This window comes from Paenibacillus sp. OK003 (assembly GCF_900109515.1).
GTDB classification, from domain to species: Bacteria; Bacillota; Bacilli; order Paenibacillales; family Paenibacillaceae; genus Paenibacillus; species Paenibacillus marchantiae.
The window spans coordinates 74,163-95,052 of sequence record NZ_FOBD01000021.1 but is presented as its reverse complement, the minus strand read 5'-3'; the positions used below and the strand labels follow the sequence as shown (position 1 = coordinate 95,052).

Here is a 20,890-nt window from a genome sequence, read left to right as displayed (position 1 = left end):
CCTGTAGCTCCGGTTGTTCCCGTTCCCGTTGCTCCTGTCGCACCTGTTACACCCGTTGAGCCCGTCGCGCCTGTAGCTCCGGTTGTTCCCGTTCCCGTTGCTCCTGTCGCACCAGTTACTCCAGTAGGCCCTGTTGCACCGGTGTCTCCTGTAGCTCCCGTTCCTGTTGCGCCTGTCGCACCGGTTACCCCAGTAAGACCCGTTGCACCTGTAGCACCAGTCGTTCCTGTTCCGGTTACACCTGTTGCACCAGTTACTCCAGTAGGCCCTGTTGCACCGGTGTCTCCTGTAGCTCCCGTTCCTGTTGCGCCTGTCGCACCGGTTACCCCAGTAAGACCCGTTGCACCTGTAGCACCTGTCGTTCCTGTTCCGGTTACACCTGTCGCACCAGTTACTCCAGTAAGACCCGTTGCTCCAGTGGCGCCAGTTGTTCCCGTTGCCCCTGTCACTCCGATTACCCCAGTTGTACCCGTCGCACCTGTAGCTCCCGTCGTTCCTGTTCCCGTTGCTCCAGTGGCTCCTGTTGTTCCTGTATCACCAGTTACCCCAGTTGAGCCCGTCGCACCTGTAGCTCCCGTCGTTCCTGTTCCCGTTGCTCCAGTGGCTCCTGTTGTTCCTGTTCCAGTTGCCCCTGTCACACCAGTTACTCCAGTAAGACCCGTTGCTCCGGTAGCTCCAGTGGTTCCGGTTGTTCCTGTATCACCAGTTACCCCAGTTGAGCCCGTCGCACCTGTAGCTCCTGTTCCGGTTGCACCGGTTACACCCGTTGGACCCGTCGCACCTGTAGCTCCGGTTGTTCCTGTTCCGGTTGCCCCTGTCGCACCGGTTACCCCAGTAAGACCCGTTGCACCAGTAGCACCAGTCGTTCCTGTTCCGGTTACACCTGTTGCACCAGTTACTCCAGTAGGCCCTGTTGCACCGGTGTCTCCTGTGGTTCCCGTTCCGGTGGCCCCTGTCGCACCTGTTACACCCGTAAATCCTGTTGCACCAGTAGCTCCGGTTCCGGTTGCACCTGTCGCACCACTTACCCCAGTTGAGCCCGTTGCACCAGTGGCTCCTGTTGTTCCTATTCCGGTGACACCCGTTGGACCCGTCGCGCCTGTAGCTCCGGTTGTTCCCGTTCCGGTGGCGCCTGTCGCACCAGTTACTCCAGTAAGCCCCGTTGCTCCTGTCACACCTGTTACACCCGTTGAGCCCGTCGCACCTGTAGCTCCCGTCGTTCCTGTTCCCGTTGCTCCAGTGGCTCCTGTTGTTCCGGTTGTTCCGGTTGCGCCTGTATCACCAGTTACCCCAGTAAGACCCGTTGCACCAGAAGTTCCCGTAGCACCTGTCGCACCTGTTACACCCGTAAATCCTGTTGCACCAGTAGCTCCAGTTGCTCCGGTTCCGGTTGCACCTGTCGCACCACTTACCCCAGTTGAGCCCGTTGCACCAGTGGCTCCTGTTGTTCCCGTTCCCGTTGCTCCTGTCGTACCGGTTACCCCAGTTGAACCCGTCGCACCAGTAACTCCTGTAGCTCCGATTCCGGTTGCGCCTGTTACACCGGTTATTCCCGTTGCACCAGTTACTCCAGTCGTTCCTGTTCCGGTTGCGCCTGTCGCACCGGTTACCCCAGTAAGACCCGTTGCACCAGTAGTTCCCGTAGCACCTGTCGCACCACTTACCCCAGTTGAGCCCGTTGCTCCAGTGGCTCCGGTTGTTCCTGTTCCCGTTGCTCCTGTATCACCAGTTACACCGGTTGTACCCGTCGCACCTGTAGCTCCTGTTGTTCCTGTTCCGGTGGCGCCGGTCACACCGGTCACACCGGTCACACCCGTTGGACCCGTCGCGCCTGTAGCTCCGGTTGTTCCCGTTCCGGTGGCGCCTGTCGCACCAGTTACTCCAGTAAGCCCCGTTGCTCCTGTCACACCTGTTACACCCGTTGAGCCCGTCGCACCTGTAGCTCCCGTCGTTCCTGTTCCCGTTGCTCCAGTGGCTCCTGTTGTTCCGGTTGTTCCGGTTGCGCCTGTATCACCAGTTACCCCAGTAAGACCCGTTGCACCAGAAGTTCCCGTAGCACCTGTCGCACCTGTTACACCCGTAAATCCTGTTGCACCAGCAGCTCCAGTTGCTCCGGTTCCGGTTGCGCCTGTCACACCAGTTACCCCAGTAAGACCCGTCGCGCCTGTAGCTCCTGTTCCTGTTGCACCGGTCACTCCCGTTACACCAGTAGATCCCGTTGCTCCAGTGGCTCCAGTTGTACCTGTTGTTCCGGTTGCGCCTGTATCACCAGTTGCGCCCGTTGAGCCCGTCGCACCTGTAGCTCCCGTCGTTCCTGTTCCCGTTGCTCCAGTGGCTCCTGTTGTTCCGGTTGTTCCGGTTGTTCCGGTTGTTCCGGTTGCGCCTGTATCACCAGTTACCCCAGTAAGACCCGTTGCACCAGAAGTTCCCGTAGCACCTGTCGCACCTGTTACACCCGTAAATCCTGTTGCACCAGCAGCTCCAGTTGCTCCGGTTCCGGTTGCACCTGTCGCACCACTTACCCCAGTTGAGCCCGTTGCACCAGTGGCTCCTGTGGTTCCCGTTCCCGTTGCACCTGTCACTCCGGTTACACCAGTTGAACCCGTCGCTCCAGTAGCGCCTGTCGCACCAGTTACCCCAGTAAGACCCGTTGCACCAGTAGCACCAGTCGTTCCTGTTCCGGTTACACCTGTTGCACCAGTTACTCCAGTAGGCCCTGTTGCACCGGTGTCTCCGGCTGTTCCTGTTCCGGTTGCACCTGTTGATCCGGTTACACCAGTAGATCCTGTCGGGCCAGTGGCTCCAGTCGTTCCCGTTCCCGTTGCACCTGTCGCACCAGTAGCACCAGTCGTTCCTATTCCGGTTACACCTGTTACACCCGTCAATCCTGTTGCGCCGGTGGCTCCGGTTGTTCCGGTTGTTCCGGTTCCCGTTGCACCTGTCGCACCAGTTACCCCAATAAGACCCGTCGCACCTGTAGCTCCAGTCGTTCCTGTTCCGGTTACACCTGTTGCACCAGTTACTCCAGTAGGCCCTGTTGCACCGGTGTCTCCGGCTGTTCCTGTTCCGGTTGCACCTGTTGATCCGGTTACACCAGTAGATCCTGTCGGGCCAGTGGCTCCAGTCGTTCCCGTTCCCGTTGCACCTGTCGCACCAGTAGCACCAGTCGTTCCTATTCCGGTTACACCTGTTACACCCGTCAATCCTGTTGCGCCGGTGGCTCCGGTTGTTCCGGTTGTTCCGGTTCCCGTTGCACCTGTCGCACCAGTTACCCCAATAAGACCCGTCGCACCTGTAGCTCCAGTCGTTCCTGTTCCGGTTACACCTGTTGCACCAGTTACTCCAGTAGGCCCTGTTGCACCGGTGTCTCCTGTAGCTCCCGTTCCTGTTGCCCCTGTCGCACCAGTTGCGCCCGTTGAGCCCGTCGCACCAGTGGCTCCTGTTGTTCCTGTTCCCGTTGCGCCTGTCACTCCGGTTACACCAGTTGAACCCGTCGCGCCAGTAGATCCTGTTGTTCCCGTTCCCGTTGCGCCTGTCGCACCAGTTACACCAATAAGCCCCGTTGCTCCTGTCACGCCGGTTATACCCGTAAATCCTGTCACGCCGGTTATACCCGTAAATCCTGTTGCGCCGGTGGCACCAGTAGCTCCAGTTATACCAGTAAGCCCTGTTGCACCAGTGACACCGGTAGCTCCTGTGGTTCCGGTTGCACCCGTTAAACCTGTCATTCCAGGATCACCCGTAACTCCAGTTATCCCTGTTGTGCCAGTTACACCTGTTATGCCCATTGCTCCCACAGCTCCGGTTGCTCCAGTCGAACCTGTAACGCCTGTTGTTCCGGTCACCCCAGGATCGCCTGTCACACCTGTTACACCCGTAGATCCTGTAGCACCAGTGGTTCCAGTCGTTCCTGTTCCCGTTGCTCCTGTCACTCCGGTTACACCAGTAAACCCCGTCGCGCCAGTTGCTCCAGTTGCTCCTATTCCAGTGGCGCCTGTCGTACCGGTTACACCCGTTGAACCTGTCACTCCAGAATCACCGGTTGCTCCAGTCGAACCTGTAACGCCTGTTATTCCGGTCACTCCAGGATCGCCTGTCACACCAGTTACACCCGTAAGACCCGTCGCGCCGGTGGCGCCTGTAGCTCCTGTTCCGGTTGTTCCGGTGGCTCCTGTTGCTCCAGTAAGTCCCGGTGCTCCGGTGGTTCCAGTAGCCCCGGTGACTCCTATTCCCGTTGTACCTGTCACACCTGTTACACCAGTAGGCCCAATTGCACCAGTAGCTCCGGTTGTTCCTATTCCCGTTACTCCTGTCATACCGGTTACCCCAGTTGAGCCGGTCGCGCCCGTATCACCAGTTACACCCGTAAATCCTGTTGCGCCTGTGGTTCCGGTAGCCCCGGTGATTCCTACTCCGGTTACGCCTGTCACTCCAGGATCACCCGTCGCTCCAGTTATCCCTGTCGCACCTGTTGCACCTGTCGTGCCTGGATCACCAGTATTTCCCGTGGTTCCAGTTGCACCTGTTGTCCCAGAGGCTCCCGTTGATCCAGTTGCACCCGTATTACCTATAACGCCCGGATCACCAGTTGTACCTGTTACTCCAGTCATTCCTTGGACTCCAGCTAATCCCGTTATTCCTATCGAGCCAGTAGCTCCCGTATTACCCGTATTACCCATCTTACCTGCTATTCCCATAGCTCCTGTGGTTCCCGTAGCTCCGGTTGCACCTTTCATTCCTTGAAACCCTCTATATCCCCTAGGGCCACGAAGCACAAGACATCTGGATCTGATAGCTCTTTTCTTTTTAAGTGCAAGTTTCTTTTTGGATTTACATTTGACTTTTTCTTTTTTAGAAATGCGAGTGCCCGCTTTTTTTAATTTGCGTTTGGTTGTACTGATTGAGGACATTTTGTGCTCCTTTTTGGACGTATAGCTCACAAGAAAATCCTCCCTCCTTGTAGACCGTGTCGATTCTCCGCTTTTGCAATACTACACTCTATGTCTAGGACAGGTTTGATGCACCGCCCATTAATGAAGTCATATCAGCATTTACAATTTATTGATTGATCAATTACCAAACTACATACGCATTTATTTCTTTTGCAGCTCACCTATCGTCTGTGCAATCCCCTCTTCAAAAGAAGTCATCTTCACCGGCCCAATGCTGGCCTCGTATTTCTTTTTACTCAACACCAGAGGTTCTTCTGTCAAATATAACATTTCAACAACTTCTTTCATTGCCGGTACGGCCAATCCAAGTAACGACAATCCTGTTTTGCCTAGGGATATCACCGGTTTCGCTTTACCCGCCGCCTGTTGTGCAATCCGTACGATTTCCTTACCCGATATTACGCCAGCGCCAGGAATATTCCAATTCTGCCGATAGGCATCATCTCTGCTCGCCAACTCAACAACCATGACCGCTGCATCTGGCAAATAGATATACTCTCGAGGCATTTTCATAGTTCCGATAAAAAAAACCATTTTCCCTTCCGCTATTGCTTCAAGCCTGGACCCCAGGTAAGAGGCCTGATTGGCAGTAGGACCATAATAATCAGGCAAGCGAACAATCATCACTTGCGCTTTGCGCCATTGGCTGCTAAATAACATCTGCTCATAGGCAAGTCTAGTCTTTCCTTTTTGAGTATGCGGCTGCTTTGGATGTTCTTCAGTCACTTCTTTCATTTGTCTTCTGCCATAAGGATAAATTCCGTCAATGACGACCACCTTCAGGCCCAGTTGTTCTACCGACTCCATAACCGATTCACCAAGAGGGATCAGCCTGCTTTGCATTTCGTTATAGGGTACATTCGCACAATGAAACATTACATCAGCCTCTAGTGAAGCAGCTATAATATCATCAGGTCGGAACGCATCTCCCACAACGATCTGTAGGTGATCAGGGGAACCCAGTTTTACCGCAAGTTGCTCCAGTTTTTGACGTGAGCGGCCAAAAATAATGGTAGAAATGCCACGTTTAATCAATTCCTATGTAATTGCTGCGCCCGTTCCACCTGTTGCCCAACTACGATTGCTCTTTTCATTTCATCTCAACCTCTTTCTCTTGTTTAGTGATTGATCAATAACTGAAATACAAAAAGGGACTCTTCCCTTTCTATCTATCCATAAGCTCTGGCATATCCAGTGCGGTTGATATATTACATAACATGCCGATTGCCAGAAATATCAACGTTCTTTGCTTTGGATTGGAAATGCCTGCCACTGTAAAAGCTTCGAATACCATATTTCGCACCTCAGTGAATCCTTTTTGCATTGCTTGACGGATGACTTCTTCCTGAATGGTTTGCGCTTGCATCTGAAGCAGGATTTCATTCTTGTGAGATTCTAGAATTTCTTCATAAGCTTCAGTTAATTCGTTCTCCAATTGATCTGCAGAAGCAGTTTCCACCACAATCCGGAAAGAATCAATCAATCGTGTCCAGGAAACTTCCAGTGCACATAACAATAAAGCTTCTTTAGTTTTGAAAAAACGAAAAATATACGGTTGGGAAATCTGCGCTCTTTCAGCGACTTGAGCTGTCGTTGCACGGTAATAGCCTATTTCCGCAAATATATCAATAGCTGCGGAGATAATATCATTACGCCGATTGACCGAAGTGGATTTATCTTTAGCCATCATAGTACCCTCCATACAATAGTAATTAATTGATCAATAGCTTGAAGTATATCGGATAGTATCAGCTATTGCAAAAATATAAAATATTGAGCTTGTTCGGAATGCCACTTTCCAGTAGCTCACGGGCTTTTTCCATCTGCTTCTGAATAATATAGCACGATTGAGATGCCAAGTTGCTGTTAGAAAGCCTTTTTCAGCTTGATCTCGTCAGCATAGCATAATAGAATTTGGAATGGCCATGGCCGAGTTCAAAAACTCCAAACAGCAATAAGCAGAATATCGAACGGTGGCCCTCTACTTCGAGTAATCACAATGTTGGTACGCTCGATATTTGCCTCAGCATTCGGACATACTAACTCATAAGCAACACCAGATCAATCTAAATTCCAATGTATGATCTTACATATAAAGATCGGGTTGCAAAATCAAAAAAGGCATGATATATTAATTGAGCCATCAATGATTGATGTATCAACTATTGAGGCATCCGATAATTTTTATTCAGCAATGGCATTATAAATAGGCACCACTATGGTGTTTACCTAAGCCGTTGTTCATGTCCAGATTCACCCGGGAGGTCTAGTCATGACACGTGTGTTTTCCAAGGAGGAGCAGATTATCAATCTGCTCAACGGGCTGGGTAACAAGATCAGCCCCAAGTTCGAACGCTGTACGGGCATCAGCTCATCACGCTTTGAGATTTTGCATGAGTTGGATCAGGTCGACGAGATTAATCAGTCCATGTTGCAAAAAATCATTAATATCGACAGTGCGGCGATCACTCGCCATCTGAAGCAGCTTGAAGCCGATTCGATGGTCACCAGACGTAAAAATCCGGAAGACAACCGCGTTACCTTTGTCCGCCTTACGGATGAAGGACGGAAGCAAATCGAAGGTTATAAAGTTGAGAAAACCAATTTTATCAATCAGATTCTACAGGATTTTAGTGAAGAAGAAGTTCATCTGCTTGCTGATTTCCTGGAACGAATGCAAAACAATTTTTAAACCCATATTTAGAGGAGAGAACCCTACATGAGTACATTCCAAAGCACTTTTCAAAAGACAAATGATTTCAACGAAATTACCTACGGCCGCCGGTCTGTAAAACTATACGATCCTGAAGTCAAAATCAGCCGTGAAGAAATGACAGAAATTCTGTCTGAAGCTTCTCGTGCCCCATCGTCCATCAATTTGCAACCTTGGCGTTTTCTCGTTGTAGATACGGCTGAAGGCAAAGAAAAGCTTGCTCCTCTCGCGAGATTCAATCAAAATCAGGTCTTGACTTCGGCAGCAGTAATCGGCGTATTTATTGATATGAACAATGTCGAGTACATGGACGAAATTTTTGGTAAAGCGGTAGAGCTCGGTTATATGCCACAGGAAGTGAAAGATATGCAGCTCAAAACGGTAATGCCTTATTATGAAAATATGCCCGCCTCCGCTCTTCGCGATGTCAATCTGATTGACGCGGGTCTGGCTTCCATGCAATTGATGCTCGCTGCACGTGCTCATGGTTATGATACCAACCCAATCGGCGGTTATGAGAAAGATCAAATTGCTGAAGCATTCGGTATGGATAAAGATCGTTACCAACCCGTTATGCTGATCTCGATCGGCAAATCGGCCAAAGAAGGTCACCCTTCCTACCGTCTGCCTGTTGAGAAAATTACGACTTGGGCATAATATCAGGCAACGTTTTACATGTAAAGCACCGTTCATATTCAGAAACAATAACAATATTCTAAATACACTATTGGAGGTTGAATATTATGATTATCATTCACGCTCACTTGCAAGTTAAACCAGACCAGGAACAAGCTTTTTTGGAAGCGACAAAAGTGCTGATCCCTGCAACACGTAATGAAGAAGGTAACATCAGCTATGATCTCGCCAAAAGTACTGAACGCGAACATCATTACACGATGATTGAACTGTGGAAAGACGAAGCCGCTACAGCTTCCCACAACACCAGCGCCCATTTCCAGGCATTTGTTCAGCAAGCAGCAGCATTCATGGCCGCTCCAATGAACGTTGAAGTATTCGCTGGAGAAGCAGTTAAACACTAAATTCGAGCCTTACATTCTACGAATTAAGCAGACCGACGAAATCGTCGGCTTGTGAACAAGAAACCGCTCCTCGTCATGCTGACGGGTGAGCGGCTTTTTCGTTTTCCTCAGTGCTGAAAATAATCCGGCAGGCCCGCCACCAATAATTGTTACATCAAACATTCTGGGTAGCCTAAGCTTCACCCTTTTCCCCGCCAAAACTACAAACAAAGGCTATCCCTTGTCTTGAGGACAAAAAGATAGCCTGATTAGCTGAGTGTTCAATTAATCTAAAGATTTTAAGATTATTTCTTCAATAATAAATAGACAAAATACGGCACACCGATTAGGGAGGCCATAATTCCTGCTGCAATTCCATCAGGATCAACCAGGTTGCGTCCAACCGTATCTGCAATTAATAGAAGCCAGCCCCCAAGCAGAACGGCTACAGGAATAAATAACGAGTTACGTGGACCGACCAGCGCTTTGGCGATGTGTGGAGCCATCAAACCGATAAACGCGATTCCTCCCGTAACCGATACAGCAGATGCGGCAGCTGCAACAGCAATCACCATGAGTACCAAGCGTTCCCGCTCCAGCTTCAACCCCACTCCGATTGCCGTTTCTTCGTTCAATCCCATGAGATCAAGCCGTCTGGTTCTGAACAACGTAAGCGGGATTAACACAATCAGCCAAGGCAGCAAAGCCCATATGAATGGCCAGTCTGCCCCCCATATGTTTCCGGAGATCCACTTGGCAATAAAGTCGACCTTGGATCGCTCCGCCGAAGATATGATGACAATCATGATGCCTGACAGCGCCATCGAGAATCCAACCCCGACCAGAACCATTTTTATGGGATCAAGTCCCTTGGTCCGGCTATAGGAGAACAGATAGATGAGCGCGGCTGTCAGTAATGCACCAATAAAAGCAGCTAATGGCAGCATATAAACGAACGTGCCCACTTCAATCGGGAAATACAGAAAGAAGATGGCAACGGCAACACCTGCACCTGAATTGATTCCAATGATGCCTGGATCGGCCAAGTCATTACGCGTAATGCTCTGCAAAATAGAGCCTGACAGCGCAAGCGCCATACCAGCTAGTAATGTAATAAAAATTCGAGGTAATCGGACCGAAAACAGAACAAAGTCTTCTTTAAATGTACCTTGGCCAAATAACACTGGAATTACCCTTTTGAAAGACAACGAGGAATACCCCCAGCTCATACCTACCACAGCCGTGATGAGGATCAGCAGCAAACACACGAGCAGAATCAGTCGTTGCTTGCGAATTCGCGCAGACATTGTCATGAGAACGCTTTGCCCCCTCTACGCACAACGAACAGGAAGAAAGGTAAACCAAGCATGGAAGCAATGGCGACCACAGGTGTTTCGTAAGGTGCATTTATCGTTCGACCCAGTGTTTCGGCAAGCAGCATAAACGATGCTCCGGCAAAAATGGATACGGGTATAATATACCGATAGTCCGTGCCCACCAATTTACGGACAATATGGGGGATCATTAAGCCAACAAAGGCCATGTTTCCGATCAATGCAACCGATGCTCCTGTAAGCACGATGACCAGCAAGAACAGAATGGTTTTGACGAGTACAAGCTTCTGCCCCAGTCCAGTCGCCACCTCATCGCTCAAGCTAAGAATGTTGATCTGGTTGGAAAGGAATGGAACTACAGCTAGACCAATCAGTATGACAGGTGCAATGGCTTGAATCTGGCCCCATGTCGTTCCGATGAGTCCTCCCGAAGTCCACATAGATACATCCTTGGAAATTTTGAAAAAGATACTGATGCCATCCGAGATGGCATACATAAAAGCGGATACCGCTGCCCCGGCCAGCACTACCCGGATAGGAGATAAGCTCCCCCTCCGCATCGAGCCGAGCACAATAACCAATGCTGCTCCAAGTGCAGCACCTGCAAAACAAGCGACCATAATTCCAAAATATCCGAGTGATGGCATGAAAACAAAAGCCAGGGCGAGTGCCATATTGGCACCTGAAGTCAGACCGAGCAGTCCAGGATCAGCCAGCGGATTGCGAGTGATTCCCTGCATGATGCCTCCGGAGACGGCGAGAGCCGCTCCGATCAGCATGGCAGCGAGTTCCCGTGGAAGTCTGATCTCTCGCAGAATAAGAATATTGTCGTTCTTCGTCGCAGAGGTCAGGGTTAGCCACAGATTGCGGAATGTCGTTTCTTCTGCGCCAAACATCATGGCGATGATGAAACACACGATAAGTACGAGTACACTACCCAGCAGCTTGGTTGCAAACCGAAAAGGAAGTCGTTTATTTTTCATCGCGTTCAAGGTTTACTTGCCAAGAAAATGTTCGATAAAGAATTCCAGCTGGTATTCCATGCTGAGTGGATCATTGAAGTAGAATGCCTTGGCATCGGCTTCAAATACTCGATTATTTTTCACCGCATCAATATTTTTGTATGTTTCGGTATTTTGGAACGAATTGTCCTCGTCGGCATTTTTACTGAATATTACATAGTCTCCCATGTAGTCTTTCAGTACTTCGTTCGATACAGCAAAGAATCCGTCTTTCTTGGTCGCTTCTTTGACTTTATCTGGCATACCTAAACCGAATTGATCATACAGTATTTCCGTTCCACGTCCAAATTTCTCGCCATACACATAAAGTTGTTTATTAAACGTTTCAATAACGGATACAGTCGCATTCGCGCCAATTTTGGCTTTGATTTCTTCCCCAACTTTTTTGCTTCGAGCATCAAAATCTTCAACCCAGGCCTGTGCTTCTTTTTCTTTGTTCACAAGCTTTCCGATCTCCAGTTGTTGCTTGAGGAAGTCCACCTTACCATATGTATAGGTGACTGTTGGCGCAATTTGCTTTAGCTTATCGACGTTCTTGATATCTGACAGGCCGATAATCAAATCGGGGTTCAATTCGATAATTTTCTCCAGACTTTCGTCGGTAACCGCCTCTGTATTGGCCAGTTTTTCTTTGAAATTCGGGTTCTCTTTGGACATTTCATCCACACCAACCAGTGGCACATCAAGTGCCATGACGTTTCCTGTCAGGAATCGGGTCAGCACAACCACTCGTTGCGGGTGGGAAGGAACTTCCACAGGACCTGTCTCCGATTGATAAGTGAACGTACCCGAATCTGACTCGGATGAAGAACCTGCTGCATCCGTTTTCGAAGAAGTGGATTCGTTGGATGTAGTTGTATTCTCCGTTGTATCTTTGGCTGAGTTGCTTCCACAAGCGCTAAGCAATAAAACCAGAATAAATATAAATGGAACAAAAAGCTTTCTCATGTGATGACTCTCTCCCTTTTCTCTTTGAATATGAAAATCATTCTCATTACAATAGCTAATTATAGGCATGCAGGATGAACCTAACCATGCCTTTTTGTTTGAGAAAACCTTTGGATTATTGGATGCCACTCCATAAGGATATAGCCCGTCCGAGCTGCAGACGAATGGAAACCGGATTGTAGGGTATCCACTCTTCCTGCTCCAGATCATAGACCCGATTTCGCTTCACTGCCTCAAGCCCTTTCCAGTATTCCGAGTTAAATATACCTTCTGAATGAGCCTTGGACCCTTTTTCATCTGGAAAAACAATGACAAGCATACGAGTGCCCTCGTAATCCTGAAGTTCCGACAGTTGGATAGATACCGAATGAAATTGGTCGCCAAACCTTTGTATTTCCTGGGCAATCTTGGCCGGAGGACGTAATCTGAGCGATTGATACATCACATATCCGACATTTCTAATTCCATATATTTGTAAAGTGTCCGGTTTTATGACGAGAATGGTTAGCGTCTCATTCACGATCTGGCTCGTTTGAATAGCTTCTCGTGCCTGCTGTTCTTCCCTTTCAAAGTCTGCCAGCCATTGTTCTGCCTGCTCCACCCTTTGAATCGCCTGTGCGATAAACCGCAGATGTTCTTTCCACCCAAGCTCCATCCATGCAATTTCGACAATAGGGGCGATGGATCTCAGACGTTCAGAACTTAATCCGTTCATGTCTAGATGCTGATTAGCTGCAATGATAAGCTCAATATTGGCATCCAGCAATGTGGACTTTATTTGTTCAGGTGAACTTTCGGAATGGATAAAACGTATCGTTTGGGGTGGGCTCACTCCCTCTGTGCTTACATATTCGCTGCTTTCCGAGATGACGACCGCTGGCTCCACTCCAAGTAACATCAAATGGCTCGCATAAGGTGCACACCACACAGCCACTCGTTGAGAAGGTCTGCGACGTGTGTAACCTGATGGACTCTCTCCTGTCTGCTGCTTGAAGCGGCGGCTAAGATAGAATTCATCCTTATATCCAACCTTCAGCGCGATCTCACGAAGTGAAGCGGACCCGCCAATCAATAACTCTTTGGCACGGTGAACACGCAAGCGTGAGAGATACTCATTGGGTGAAAATCCAGTAAGCTGCTTAAATAGGATGGAGTAGTGAGAGCGACTGACTCCCGCAATTTCGGAAAGTCCTTCGGTTGTTATCTTCTCACTAAAATGGTTTTCCATAAATGTGATGCTGCGTTCCATAGATGGTTGCTCACTCGCAATATATTTTGCTTCCATTCGTTCCAACAGACTCATCAGTACTTGATGAAACAGAATCTGGTTACGCATATGCCTGACTTCATTGCCGGGTAAGCGATACATATAGAGCTCCTCAAGCTGTGCTGCAATCGCAGGTTCATAGAACTCAACATACGTTCCTGCTGCAAGCACACTGGACCGTCCCATGGCTTCCACGGGCAGTGATCTCTTCTGTTCTTGTGTGCTGATGGATAGAGTGTACATATGAAGAGGGTGCATCTGATTCCCCTGTATTACAACATCACTCTTCGCCGGAATAAGGATTACCATGCCATCAGTGAGTTCGTATATATGATCATCGAGATGAAGTGAACCCTTACCACTTGAAACGGCCAACAGAACCGTCAGGTTCTCTTGGATTCTATGTTTCGACATCGTTGACGTGCTATACAATGATTGAATGCTATCTGCTGTATATATTGGAAAATAGGACTCTGCCCATTCCGAGTTGTTCATGTTCTTGTCCTCCGTGACTGTTATGCCTGTTAGCGGATAATAACTCAAATTTCAGCTCACTCTATGCGGTTTAATTGGCTATACCTATTTTAGCATTGCTGATTCATCCGGAGTACATTCTTCCCAAAGTAACTATTTATAAAATGGAATAAAAAAATAAACGACCGTTCCCCGATAGAAATGGGGAAACGGTCGCAGCTTCAATGTTTTCATGCATGATACACCATTTACTCACGATTCGGATTAATTTTGATGAGCTTGCGCGGCTCCTGTTCTTTTTCACCATACCAGACCAACACATCGGCAAACAAATCCATAATGCGTATAAAGCTTTCCTTGTCAGCCTCTGAAATCGTGCCAGCCAATCGAAAAATATCATCAAAACACAGCTCACGAACAAATTCAGTATATTGGGCGTACACCACACGTCCATTCGCCGAAGGTTTGACATAAATGTCTTTGCGATTACCACTCAAATGGTATTTTTCGAGCAATCCTTTTTCCGTAAGATTCTTCACATTTTTAGAAAACGTACTGCGGCTCACGCCAAGTCGTGCTGCCATTTCCGACATCTTTTCTTCCTTGTCCTCCGCCTCCAGAATGTACTCCAATGTCTGAATCTGTGAAGCAGAGAACATCATATCCGTACCATAACTTCGCTGCAGCTTATAAGTGTTGGAGTATGCATTACCGTACTTGATGATCTTTTCAATCAGTTCCCGATGGTCGCCCATCCATTCTAATTTCATGAATAATCCCTTTCACCTTCAAATTCTCTCTCTATTCCAGAGTACAGAATTTAAATATGTTTTTCAATCCATGTGATGGCTTCCTCGATGACTTCATCTCGATTAGGTTCATTAAATATCTCATGCATGAGATGGGCATATATTTTCAGCGTTTTATCGGTTGAGGCAATATCTCCGTAAAAGTCGCGCGAATCATGTTCACTCACCAGTCCGTCGTTTGCCCCATGCAGAACAAGTACAGGATCGATAAACTGCTTCGCATGTGCTTTTAACCAAGTCACTCCGTAACCCAAGCTATTGAACAAATCAACGGATATCTCTTTTTCTACAAGCGGATCATTCACGTATGCAGATACCACTTCCGGATCACTGCATACGCCGCCACCAAGCTCATTCGGAAAATACGTGCCCGGGGCAAGATCAAGCGGCAGTTCTCCGGCAACCTTTGTATGGTAACGAGTAAGCGCTCCGGATAGAACAATCCCTTTTACTTTGCCTGGGTATTTCGTTCCAAATGAAGAGGATGCAAAGCCACCCATACTATGCCCAATGACAAAAAGAGGAATGTCGCCGCTCTCTTCCAAGGCCGCTTCAACAACCACATTCAAATCATCAATAATCTGATGAAAATCACTGTAGAACGTACGCTGCCCTTCTGATCTTGCATGACCACGATGGTCAAAACGGTATACGTCAAAACCACGTTTGTTCAGTTTGTCCGTTAGATAATCATAGCGGCCAGCATGCTCACACAAACCATGAACGATGACCACGGCTGCCTTGGAATCGCTTACAATATTTTTACTGAAATAAAGCTGGGTTCCGTCAAAAGATTGAATGGTTGTCTCGATATGGTTCATTCTTCATTACATCCCTTCATTGTGCTCAAGCCTCAACTGGCATATCCGTCTTGAGCCATTTTGTTGATCCATTATCCGTAAAGTAATCAAAGAGTTTATCGTTAATAATTTCTTTTACGAATAATATTGTTTCTTATAGAAACAATATAACAGCCGTTTTACGCGCTGTCCAGATTAATCTGAGTGAATCGGTAATAAAAACAGGACTGCCCCGTAGTCATGAATATGACGGGGACAGCCCTTGGTTCGTGTTATTCTAATGTGTTGCGGTGTTCTAATGTACCTATAAGTCAATTCTCTTTTTGAGACAGGCTATTGATTAAAACGGTTACGGCCTCTGCTCTAGTTGTATTATCTTGAGGCGCGAAATGGTTATTGCCTTTGCCTTGCATCAGGCCCGATTGTTGCACAGAAAGGATCGAACCTCTGGCCCAAGCCACGATAGCCTTATCGTCTGCAAAGCGGGTTGTAGCACTACCTTCAATCAACTTACCTGAAGATTTCGCAAGCATAACTGCCATCTCTGCACGTGTAATCGGATCGTTAGGATGGAAAGCACCATCTTGGTATCCAGTAATAATACCTGCTGTTACCGCCTGAGCAACGGCTTCCCTTGCCCATGCAGCGATTTGTGGTTCATCCGTGAAAGTAAGTGCTGCTCCTTCACTCTGAAACTGTGGCTTCAGCGCATTCATCAGCATCACCGCGAATTCTGCCCGGGTTACCGTCGTATTAGGTTTGAACGTACCGTCGGTATATCCATTGATGATGCCGAGTGCAATCGCCTTTTGGATATTAACTTCAGCCCAATGTCCGGTAATATCAATGACATTCAAGGTCGCCGTTTGCTCTGCGGCGAGCACCGCAAATTTGGTGAAGTGATCTACATCGACAGTAATTTGATTTCCGATAACTTTACCTCCAACCTCCACCCACACCTTTTTCACTTCATCATAATAGAAGACGACGGCCTTCTGTTTATCTTTAATGATAGATGGGTCGAAAACGAAGGTTAGTGTAATCGGAACATTAAAGTTTTCCATAAAGTTTTTCTCCAGTTCGTAAACCGGGCTAGCAAGAATCTCATTATTTTTCAATAAATTGAGCGTATCTTGGACCTGTTTAATAATTAATTGCATATCTTTCGAAGTGGCATTAACCGGTATGGAAATGCTGATCCCGGTTCCGAGACGAACCTCACCTGCTCGACCTGCTGGAAGCGTAAGTTGACCATTATTTGAAGTGACCGGCGTATTGGTTGGCGTAGGGGAATCATTGTTGGGTGTCGACGAGCCGCCCCCCGTGGCAGGAGTATCGGATGGGGTCTGTACCGGTGCAAGCAGCGTGACCGTATACGTTACCTTTGTTACCCCATCCTCTGCTGTAACAATAACTTTTTTGCCAGTCACCAATGTTTGTGCTACATGAATCCCATCTGCATCGTAAACTTCGAATGTTGCAAATGCTGTTGGTATAATGGCAGCTTTGAGTGCAGCAAGTGTTGTGCCATATGGGATATTTTTAATTGTTTCCTGACTTGTCCCGCCTTTACTTACTGTTCCGATGGTAGAATTCAACATTGCTAATGTATTCGCACTAACCTCGAGTGAGATTTCCCCCGAGATACTGTCATGGAAAATATCGTCTCCTTCATAGGTTGCCGTAAGGGAGTGTTTGCCGATACCCAGATCTGAAGTCGTAAAGACTCCCTCGCCATCGGACAAAGAGATTTCTGCCATTTGCTGCTTGCCATCCCAAAAAACGACATTACCGGTAGGTGTACCGCCATCCGGACTATCTATCTTTGCAGTCAAGACGACAGAATCTCCGTGCAGCGTTTCAGATTTACTGCTCGTCAAGAGGACCGATGAACGTTTCAGATCAACTGCCTGATGAAGGAAATTGTGACTGCCAGCATAATGGTCATCCCCGTTATACTTTGCCTCTATATAGTTCAATCCGACAGAAAGAGAAGAGACAGAAAGCTTGGCAATGCCATTAACTATAGGTGCTGAGCCTATCAAAAGATTCGACCCGTTTATGAAATCAACGGTTCCTGTAAGAGGTTCCTGAAGATCAGAAGACGTTACTGACGCAATTAAATCAACAGACTTTCCTATCCGTGAAGGATTCTCGCTTGAGCTTAACTCGGTGACTGAAGGAATCCGGTTTACCTCATAACTCAATTGAGATGTTTGACTCGGAGAATAGTTAGCGTCACCTGAGTACTCAGCATGAATGGCATGTGTGCCAATCTCCAGATCCGCTGTCGTGAAGCTTGCAAGGGACGCAGGCGGGAGTAGTTCTTCCAAACCCATCGTAATTGTAAGATTGTCTTGCCCCCAGAAGGTGAGGGTCTGAGCAGCAGCATCCATCGTAATTTTCCATAAATAACGTGCTCCCCGCTTTGTCCATTGCTTCACGATGTTGCCGGAAGCATCGTAGGCAACAATATTCATAGCGTCGTCATTATTGTTATAACTGTAAGCCCAGTAAGTGTATTGCCCCCATTGAACAATGGGACAAGGACTGGAAGTAAAGCTGTTGGGGCCGTCTTTGCAAGCATTTTTATTTTCAGCAGGGATTGTAGCACTTGTAGAAGATGTTGTAATCTTAGGCTCAGGCTGCCTTAAAGGAGCCGCCCCCAGAGCTTGATCTCCATCCATAAAGGTTACCGTCCCGCTTGGTGTGGTTTGTTCGATTGCCGTATTCGATACAGTGGCGGTAAAGGTAACTTCCTTCCTGTAGGTGGAGGATGGGGAACTTGCCGAAATTTCCGAGATCGTTGCACTCTGTGCTTGTACAGTTCCAATTCCTTTATCCATCAGGGCAGGTACCGTCAAAGCAAGAATGACCAATATTATGATCTTCTGTTTTGCTTTGCGAATCATTTTGTGCACTTCTATTTCTCCTCTATTGAATAGTAGCAATGCTGAACTCTCGTTTCCCCACCGTACTAATGAAGGATTAAACAGAGTTTGGCTATTGTGCTCCTCCATACTGTACAGCAAGGATTTCCTCTGTAATCTGAAAAGAAAGCGCTTCATGTAAGGTATTGTTGAAATTTAAAATAAAAAAATGGCAGATACAGTTTAAAGCACCTCCCCTGTTCGCACTTTAAATGAATTGGCGTGAAGGTTCGAGGGCTAGTTGTTCGAATTCGAACTCCGATGCCTCCTCATCTTGATTAAGCATATCCCGAACAATCTCATAATAAGATTTCGCGTCATCTTCCCTGTTCATTAGAAGCAGCAATGAAATCATTTTGACATGCAGCCGACCACTTAAGGGATTCAAATCCGCCCACTTCCGCATCGGTTTCAACGCGATATCGTAACGCTGTTGTCGAACGTAAACCTTAACTATCGCTTCAAGCAATTCCGCATAGCCAAGCTCAAGCTCAGCTTGTTTTGTCGTTGCCCATGCATAACCGCTTCCAGAAAGATAACCCTCCCCATATAACTGGACAGCCTTCAGCGCATGAGTTAAGGATGCATTCTGCCTGAATAACCGTACCTCTTCTTCATACAGATCGACATCATCAAATGGTATTTGCCAATGCAGACTGTAGCTCCCGCCAGCGGTTCTAGTCTGAGATATAAGATTCGATATGCCCCAGACCTCCAAATCCTTACGAAGCTGATAAATCGTTGAATACAAATTGGCTTGTGTCCGCTGCTCGTCCTTCCCATACCATAGCTCCTCCATAAGCTGCCCTTTGCTGACCGCTTTTCCCTGATGGTGAAGATAAGCCAAAAGCTCCTTGGATTTAGAATTACGAAAACGGATCCTATCGCCATTCTCTGTTAGCAAGTTGAAGGGACCCAAGCGTTGAACTTCCATTCCACGTTTAGGCTGATGTGTTGCCTCAACCTTGCTACCGATCCGTTTCACCAACCTTGCAATGGTGCGCTCCAGGTCATTCTGTAGAATGGGCTTTAACAAAAAATCGATAGCTTCTACCTCAAAGGCGCCCTTGGCATACCTTTCGTGTGCCGTCAGAAAAGCGACATGTATCTCCGGCCTGCATTCGCGAAGTCGTCGTGCCAGATCGAAACCATGTATCGCAGGCATTTCTATATCAAGCAAAGCCAAATCAATGATCTCCGGCTCTGTTAAAATATATTCCAAGCAATCCATCGAACTATGGAACAAGCCAATGACCTGGACCTGTGGAATTTGCTCCAATAACTTCGCCACTCTGCGAAGCGCTGGTTTTTCATCATCGACTGCAATGATTCGAATCATCGTTCTCCTCCACTCCTGCGACTTAAAGAATATTCCTTAAACTGGGTAAGAAAATTAAGAACATTATTAAATTTAAACATGAAAAAAAGCCTTAAACACTTGCCATCTTTGTGTTTAAGGCTTTTTGAAGTATGGAGCCTAGGGGGATCGAACCCCTGACCTCATCGCTGCCAGCGATGCGCTCTCCCAGCTGAGCTAAGGCCCCAGAATTATGAGTGAAACAAGTTGTCCAACTCTGCAATGCTCCGCAGGCGACTCCTATATCATATAAAATACAGCTTTTGCTGTCAACCACTTTTTCTTGAAGCTAAAGTGATTGGAGAAGAACAACCTTTTTACTGGAACACACCGATGGTAACCCCAGAATGCTCTTCCCCTTTTACCCGTTTCACTAATCCTCGTTGTTGTCTTTAGACAAAAGAGATTTCAGTTCTTTCATGAACATATTGATGTCTTTGAATTGACGATATACCGATGCAAAACGTACATAAGCTACTTCGTCGACAGGAAACAGCTGTTCCATCAGCAGTTCGCCAATCTGACGGCTCTCTACTTCAGCATCGGCTGTATTTCGCAGAGCTTTTTCTGTCTCGGATACCATCATCTCCAGCGTTTCTACCGACACCGGCCGTTTTTCGCAAGCTCGAATCAGACCACGGAGAATCTTGTCTCTGCTGAACTCCTCTCGGCTGCCATCTTTCTTAATAACGATCAACGGTGTTTCTTCAATCATCTCAAAGGTTGTAAATCGACGGCTACATTGCTCACACTCACGGCGACGACGAATCGATTTCGCTTCATTGGCCGGCCTTGAATCAAGCACCTTTGTGCCCAGATAGGCGCAATAAGGACATTTCAAATCAGATCACTTCCCATGTTTTACTTTTTACCATAAATTGCCTACATGCATTTAGTTATGAAAATCGTATTGCCGACACATAATACTTTTACCAACCGCGAGGAGGTGAACAGCAATGGCACAAAGCAATGGTAACTCCAACAACCTGGTGGTAACTAAAGCTTCCGCAGCACTCGAGCAAATGAAATATGAAGTTGCTCAAGAACTCGGAATCAGCATTCCACAAGACGGATATCAAGGTAACATGACTTCTTACGAGAACGGTTCGATCGGTGGATACATCACGAAGCGTCTGGTAACAATTGCAGAACAGCAATTGGCAGGTCAATACCAATAATATCTGCATCGTAATACGGTACACAGAGGAGCATGGAGCGGCCGGTGAATAACCGGCCTGCTCGGTGCTTCTACTTATTTTAGACCA

The 20,890-nt window shown here is 47.6% G+C and carries 16 protein-coding genes and 1 tRNA gene; 4 read left to right on the top strand and 13 right to left on the bottom strand.

The window, feature by feature from the left end; genetic code table 11:
* The 3 genes from BMW94_RS31190 to BMW94_RS25885 all read right to left on the bottom strand — a co-directional run.
* Positions 1 to 4,736: hypothetical protein (locus BMW94_RS31190; protein WP_302848016.1), on the bottom strand; the 4,736-nt coding region annotated here is incomplete at its 3' end.
* Between the two features lie 357 nt (positions 4,737 to 5,093).
* A complete protein-coding gene (locus BMW94_RS25890; RefSeq protein ID WP_254790366.1) occupies positions 5,094 to 5,987 on the bottom strand; it encodes an NAD-dependent epimerase/dehydratase family protein in 894 nt (297 codons plus the stop codon).
* 130 nt (positions 5,988 to 6,117) lie between these two features.
* Complete coding sequence (locus tag BMW94_RS25885; protein WP_091001634.1) at positions 6,118 to 6,639, bottom strand: TetR/AcrR family transcriptional regulator; 522 nt, start codon at positions 6,637 to 6,639, stop codon at positions 6,118 to 6,120.
* A 585-nt stretch (positions 6,640 to 7,224) separates the two neighbouring features.
* Between BMW94_RS25885 and BMW94_RS25880 the strand changes: the two genes are divergently transcribed.
* From BMW94_RS25880 to BMW94_RS25870, 3 genes are all read left to right on the top strand, one after another.
* Positions 7,225 to 7,644 carry a MarR family winged helix-turn-helix transcriptional regulator gene (locus BMW94_RS25880; RefSeq protein ID WP_063568299.1) on the top strand — a complete coding sequence of 140 codons (420 nt, stop codon included), beginning with the start codon at positions 7,225 to 7,227 and terminating at the stop codon, positions 7,642 to 7,644.
* A gap of 27 nt (positions 7,645 to 7,671) precedes the next feature.
* Positions 7,672 to 8,322, top strand: coding sequence for a nitroreductase family protein (locus BMW94_RS25875; protein WP_091001633.1), 651 nt, complete (start codon positions 7,672 to 7,674; stop codon positions 8,320 to 8,322).
* Between the two features lie 86 nt (positions 8,323 to 8,408).
* A complete protein-coding gene (locus tag BMW94_RS25870) occupies positions 8,409 to 8,705 on the top strand; it encodes a putative quinol monooxygenase (protein ID WP_091001632.1) in 297 nt (98 codons plus the stop codon).
* Positions 8,706 to 8,989: 284 nt separating this feature from the next.
* On the opposite strand, the gene BMW94_RS25865 is transcribed toward BMW94_RS25870, so the two are convergent.
* The 10 genes from BMW94_RS25865 to nrdR form a co-directional block, all read right to left on the bottom strand.
* Complete coding sequence (locus tag BMW94_RS25865) at positions 8,990 to 9,997, bottom strand: FecCD family ABC transporter permease (RefSeq protein ID WP_091001631.1); 1,008 nt, start codon at positions 9,995 to 9,997, stop codon at positions 8,990 to 8,992.
* On the bottom strand, positions 9,994 to 11,001 hold the full coding sequence (locus BMW94_RS25860; protein WP_091001630.1) for a FecCD family ABC transporter permease: 1,008 nt from the start codon (positions 10,999 to 11,001) through the stop codon (positions 9,994 to 9,996). The genes BMW94_RS25865 and BMW94_RS25860 overlap by 4 nt, the downstream gene beginning before the upstream one ends.
* Before the next feature lie 12 nt (positions 11,002 to 11,013).
* Entirely contained in the window at positions 11,014 to 11,988 is a 975-nt protein-coding gene (locus tag BMW94_RS25855) for an iron-hydroxamate ABC transporter substrate-binding protein (protein ID WP_091001629.1), read from the bottom strand.
* A gap of 115 nt (positions 11,989 to 12,103) precedes the next feature.
* Positions 12,104 to 13,750, bottom strand: a complete 1,647-nt coding sequence (locus tag BMW94_RS25850) for a helix-turn-helix domain-containing protein (protein ID WP_091001628.1) — start codon at positions 13,748 to 13,750, stop codon at positions 12,104 to 12,106.
* A 227-nt stretch (positions 13,751 to 13,977) separates the two neighbouring features.
* Positions 13,978 to 14,499, bottom strand: a complete 522-nt coding sequence (locus BMW94_RS25845) for a MarR family winged helix-turn-helix transcriptional regulator (protein WP_091001627.1) — start codon at positions 14,497 to 14,499, stop codon at positions 13,978 to 13,980.
* 50 nt (positions 14,500 to 14,549) lie between these two features.
* On the bottom strand, positions 14,550 to 15,359 hold the full coding sequence (locus BMW94_RS25840; protein ID WP_091001626.1) for an alpha/beta hydrolase: 810 nt from the start codon (positions 15,357 to 15,359) through the stop codon (positions 14,550 to 14,552).
* A 290-nt stretch (positions 15,360 to 15,649) separates the two neighbouring features.
* Positions 15,650 to 18,250, bottom strand: a complete 2,601-nt coding sequence (locus tag BMW94_RS25835) for an Ig-like domain repeat protein (protein WP_254790368.1) — start codon at positions 18,248 to 18,250, stop codon at positions 15,650 to 15,652.
* A 226-nt stretch (positions 18,251 to 18,476) separates the two neighbouring features.
* Positions 18,477 to 19,607 (bottom strand): response regulator, encoded by a 1,131-nt coding sequence (locus BMW94_RS25830; protein WP_091001624.1) that lies wholly within the window; start codon positions 19,605 to 19,607, stop codon positions 18,477 to 18,479.
* A gap of 132 nt (positions 19,608 to 19,739) precedes the next feature.
* Positions 19,740 to 19,812, bottom strand: a tRNA-Ala gene (locus tag BMW94_RS25825).
* Positions 19,813 to 19,998: 186 nt separating this feature from the next.
* The gene (gene nrdR, locus BMW94_RS25820; protein WP_091001623.1) at positions 19,999 to 20,466 is read right to left on the bottom strand and encodes a transcriptional regulator NrdR; all 468 of its coding nucleotides are present in this window, start codon (positions 20,464 to 20,466) and stop codon (positions 19,999 to 20,001) included.
* 115 nt (positions 20,467 to 20,581) lie between these two features.
* Here nrdR and BMW94_RS25815 point away from each other — a divergent pair, with 115 nt between their 5' ends.
* Positions 20,582 to 20,803, top strand: coding sequence for an alpha/beta-type small acid-soluble spore protein (locus tag BMW94_RS25815; RefSeq protein WP_017689472.1), 222 nt, complete (start codon positions 20,582 to 20,584; stop codon positions 20,801 to 20,803).
* Positions 20,804 to 20,890: the final 87 nt, after the last annotated feature.

Coding starts and splice junctions, on each gene's coding strand:
- BMW94_RS25885 (WP_091001634.1), bottom strand. CDS start 6,639: ATGGCTAAAGATAAATCCACTTCGGTCAATCGGCGTAATGATATTATC.
- BMW94_RS25880 (WP_063568299.1), top strand. CDS start 7,225: ATGACACGTGTGTTTTCCAAGGAGGAGCAGATTATCAATCTGCTCAAC.
- BMW94_RS25875 (WP_091001633.1), top strand. CDS start 7,672: ATGAGTACATTCCAAAGCACTTTTCAAAAGACAAATGATTTCAACGAA.
- BMW94_RS25870 (WP_091001632.1), top strand. CDS start 8,409: ATGATTATCATTCACGCTCACTTGCAAGTTAAACCAGACCAGGAACAA.
- BMW94_RS25865 (WP_091001631.1), bottom strand. CDS start 9,997: ATGACAATGTCTGCGCGAATTCGCAAGCAACGACTGATTCTGCTCGTG.
- BMW94_RS25860 (WP_091001630.1), bottom strand. CDS start 11,001: ATGAAAAATAAACGACTTCCTTTTCGGTTTGCAACCAAGCTGCTGGGT.
- BMW94_RS25855 (WP_091001629.1), bottom strand. CDS start 11,988: ATGAGAAAGCTTTTTGTTCCATTTATATTTATTCTGGTTTTATTGCTT.
- BMW94_RS25850 (WP_091001628.1), bottom strand. CDS start 13,750: ATGAACAACTCGGAATGGGCAGAGTCCTATTTTCCAATATATACAGCA.
- BMW94_RS25845 (WP_091001627.1), bottom strand. CDS start 14,499: ATGAAATTAGAATGGATGGGCGACCATCGGGAACTGATTGAAAAGATC.
- BMW94_RS25840 (WP_091001626.1), bottom strand. CDS start 15,359: ATGAACCATATCGAGACAACCATTCAATCTTTTGACGGAACCCAGCTT.
- BMW94_RS25835 (WP_254790368.1), bottom strand. CDS start 18,250: ATGATTCGCAAAGCAAAACAGAAGATCATAATATTGGTCATTCTTGCT.
- BMW94_RS25830 (WP_091001624.1), bottom strand. CDS start 19,607: ATGATTCGAATCATTGCAGTCGATGATGAAAAACCAGCGCTTCGCAGA.
- BMW94_RS25815 (WP_017689472.1), top strand. CDS start 20,582: ATGGCACAAAGCAATGGTAACTCCAACAACCTGGTGGTAACTAAAGCT.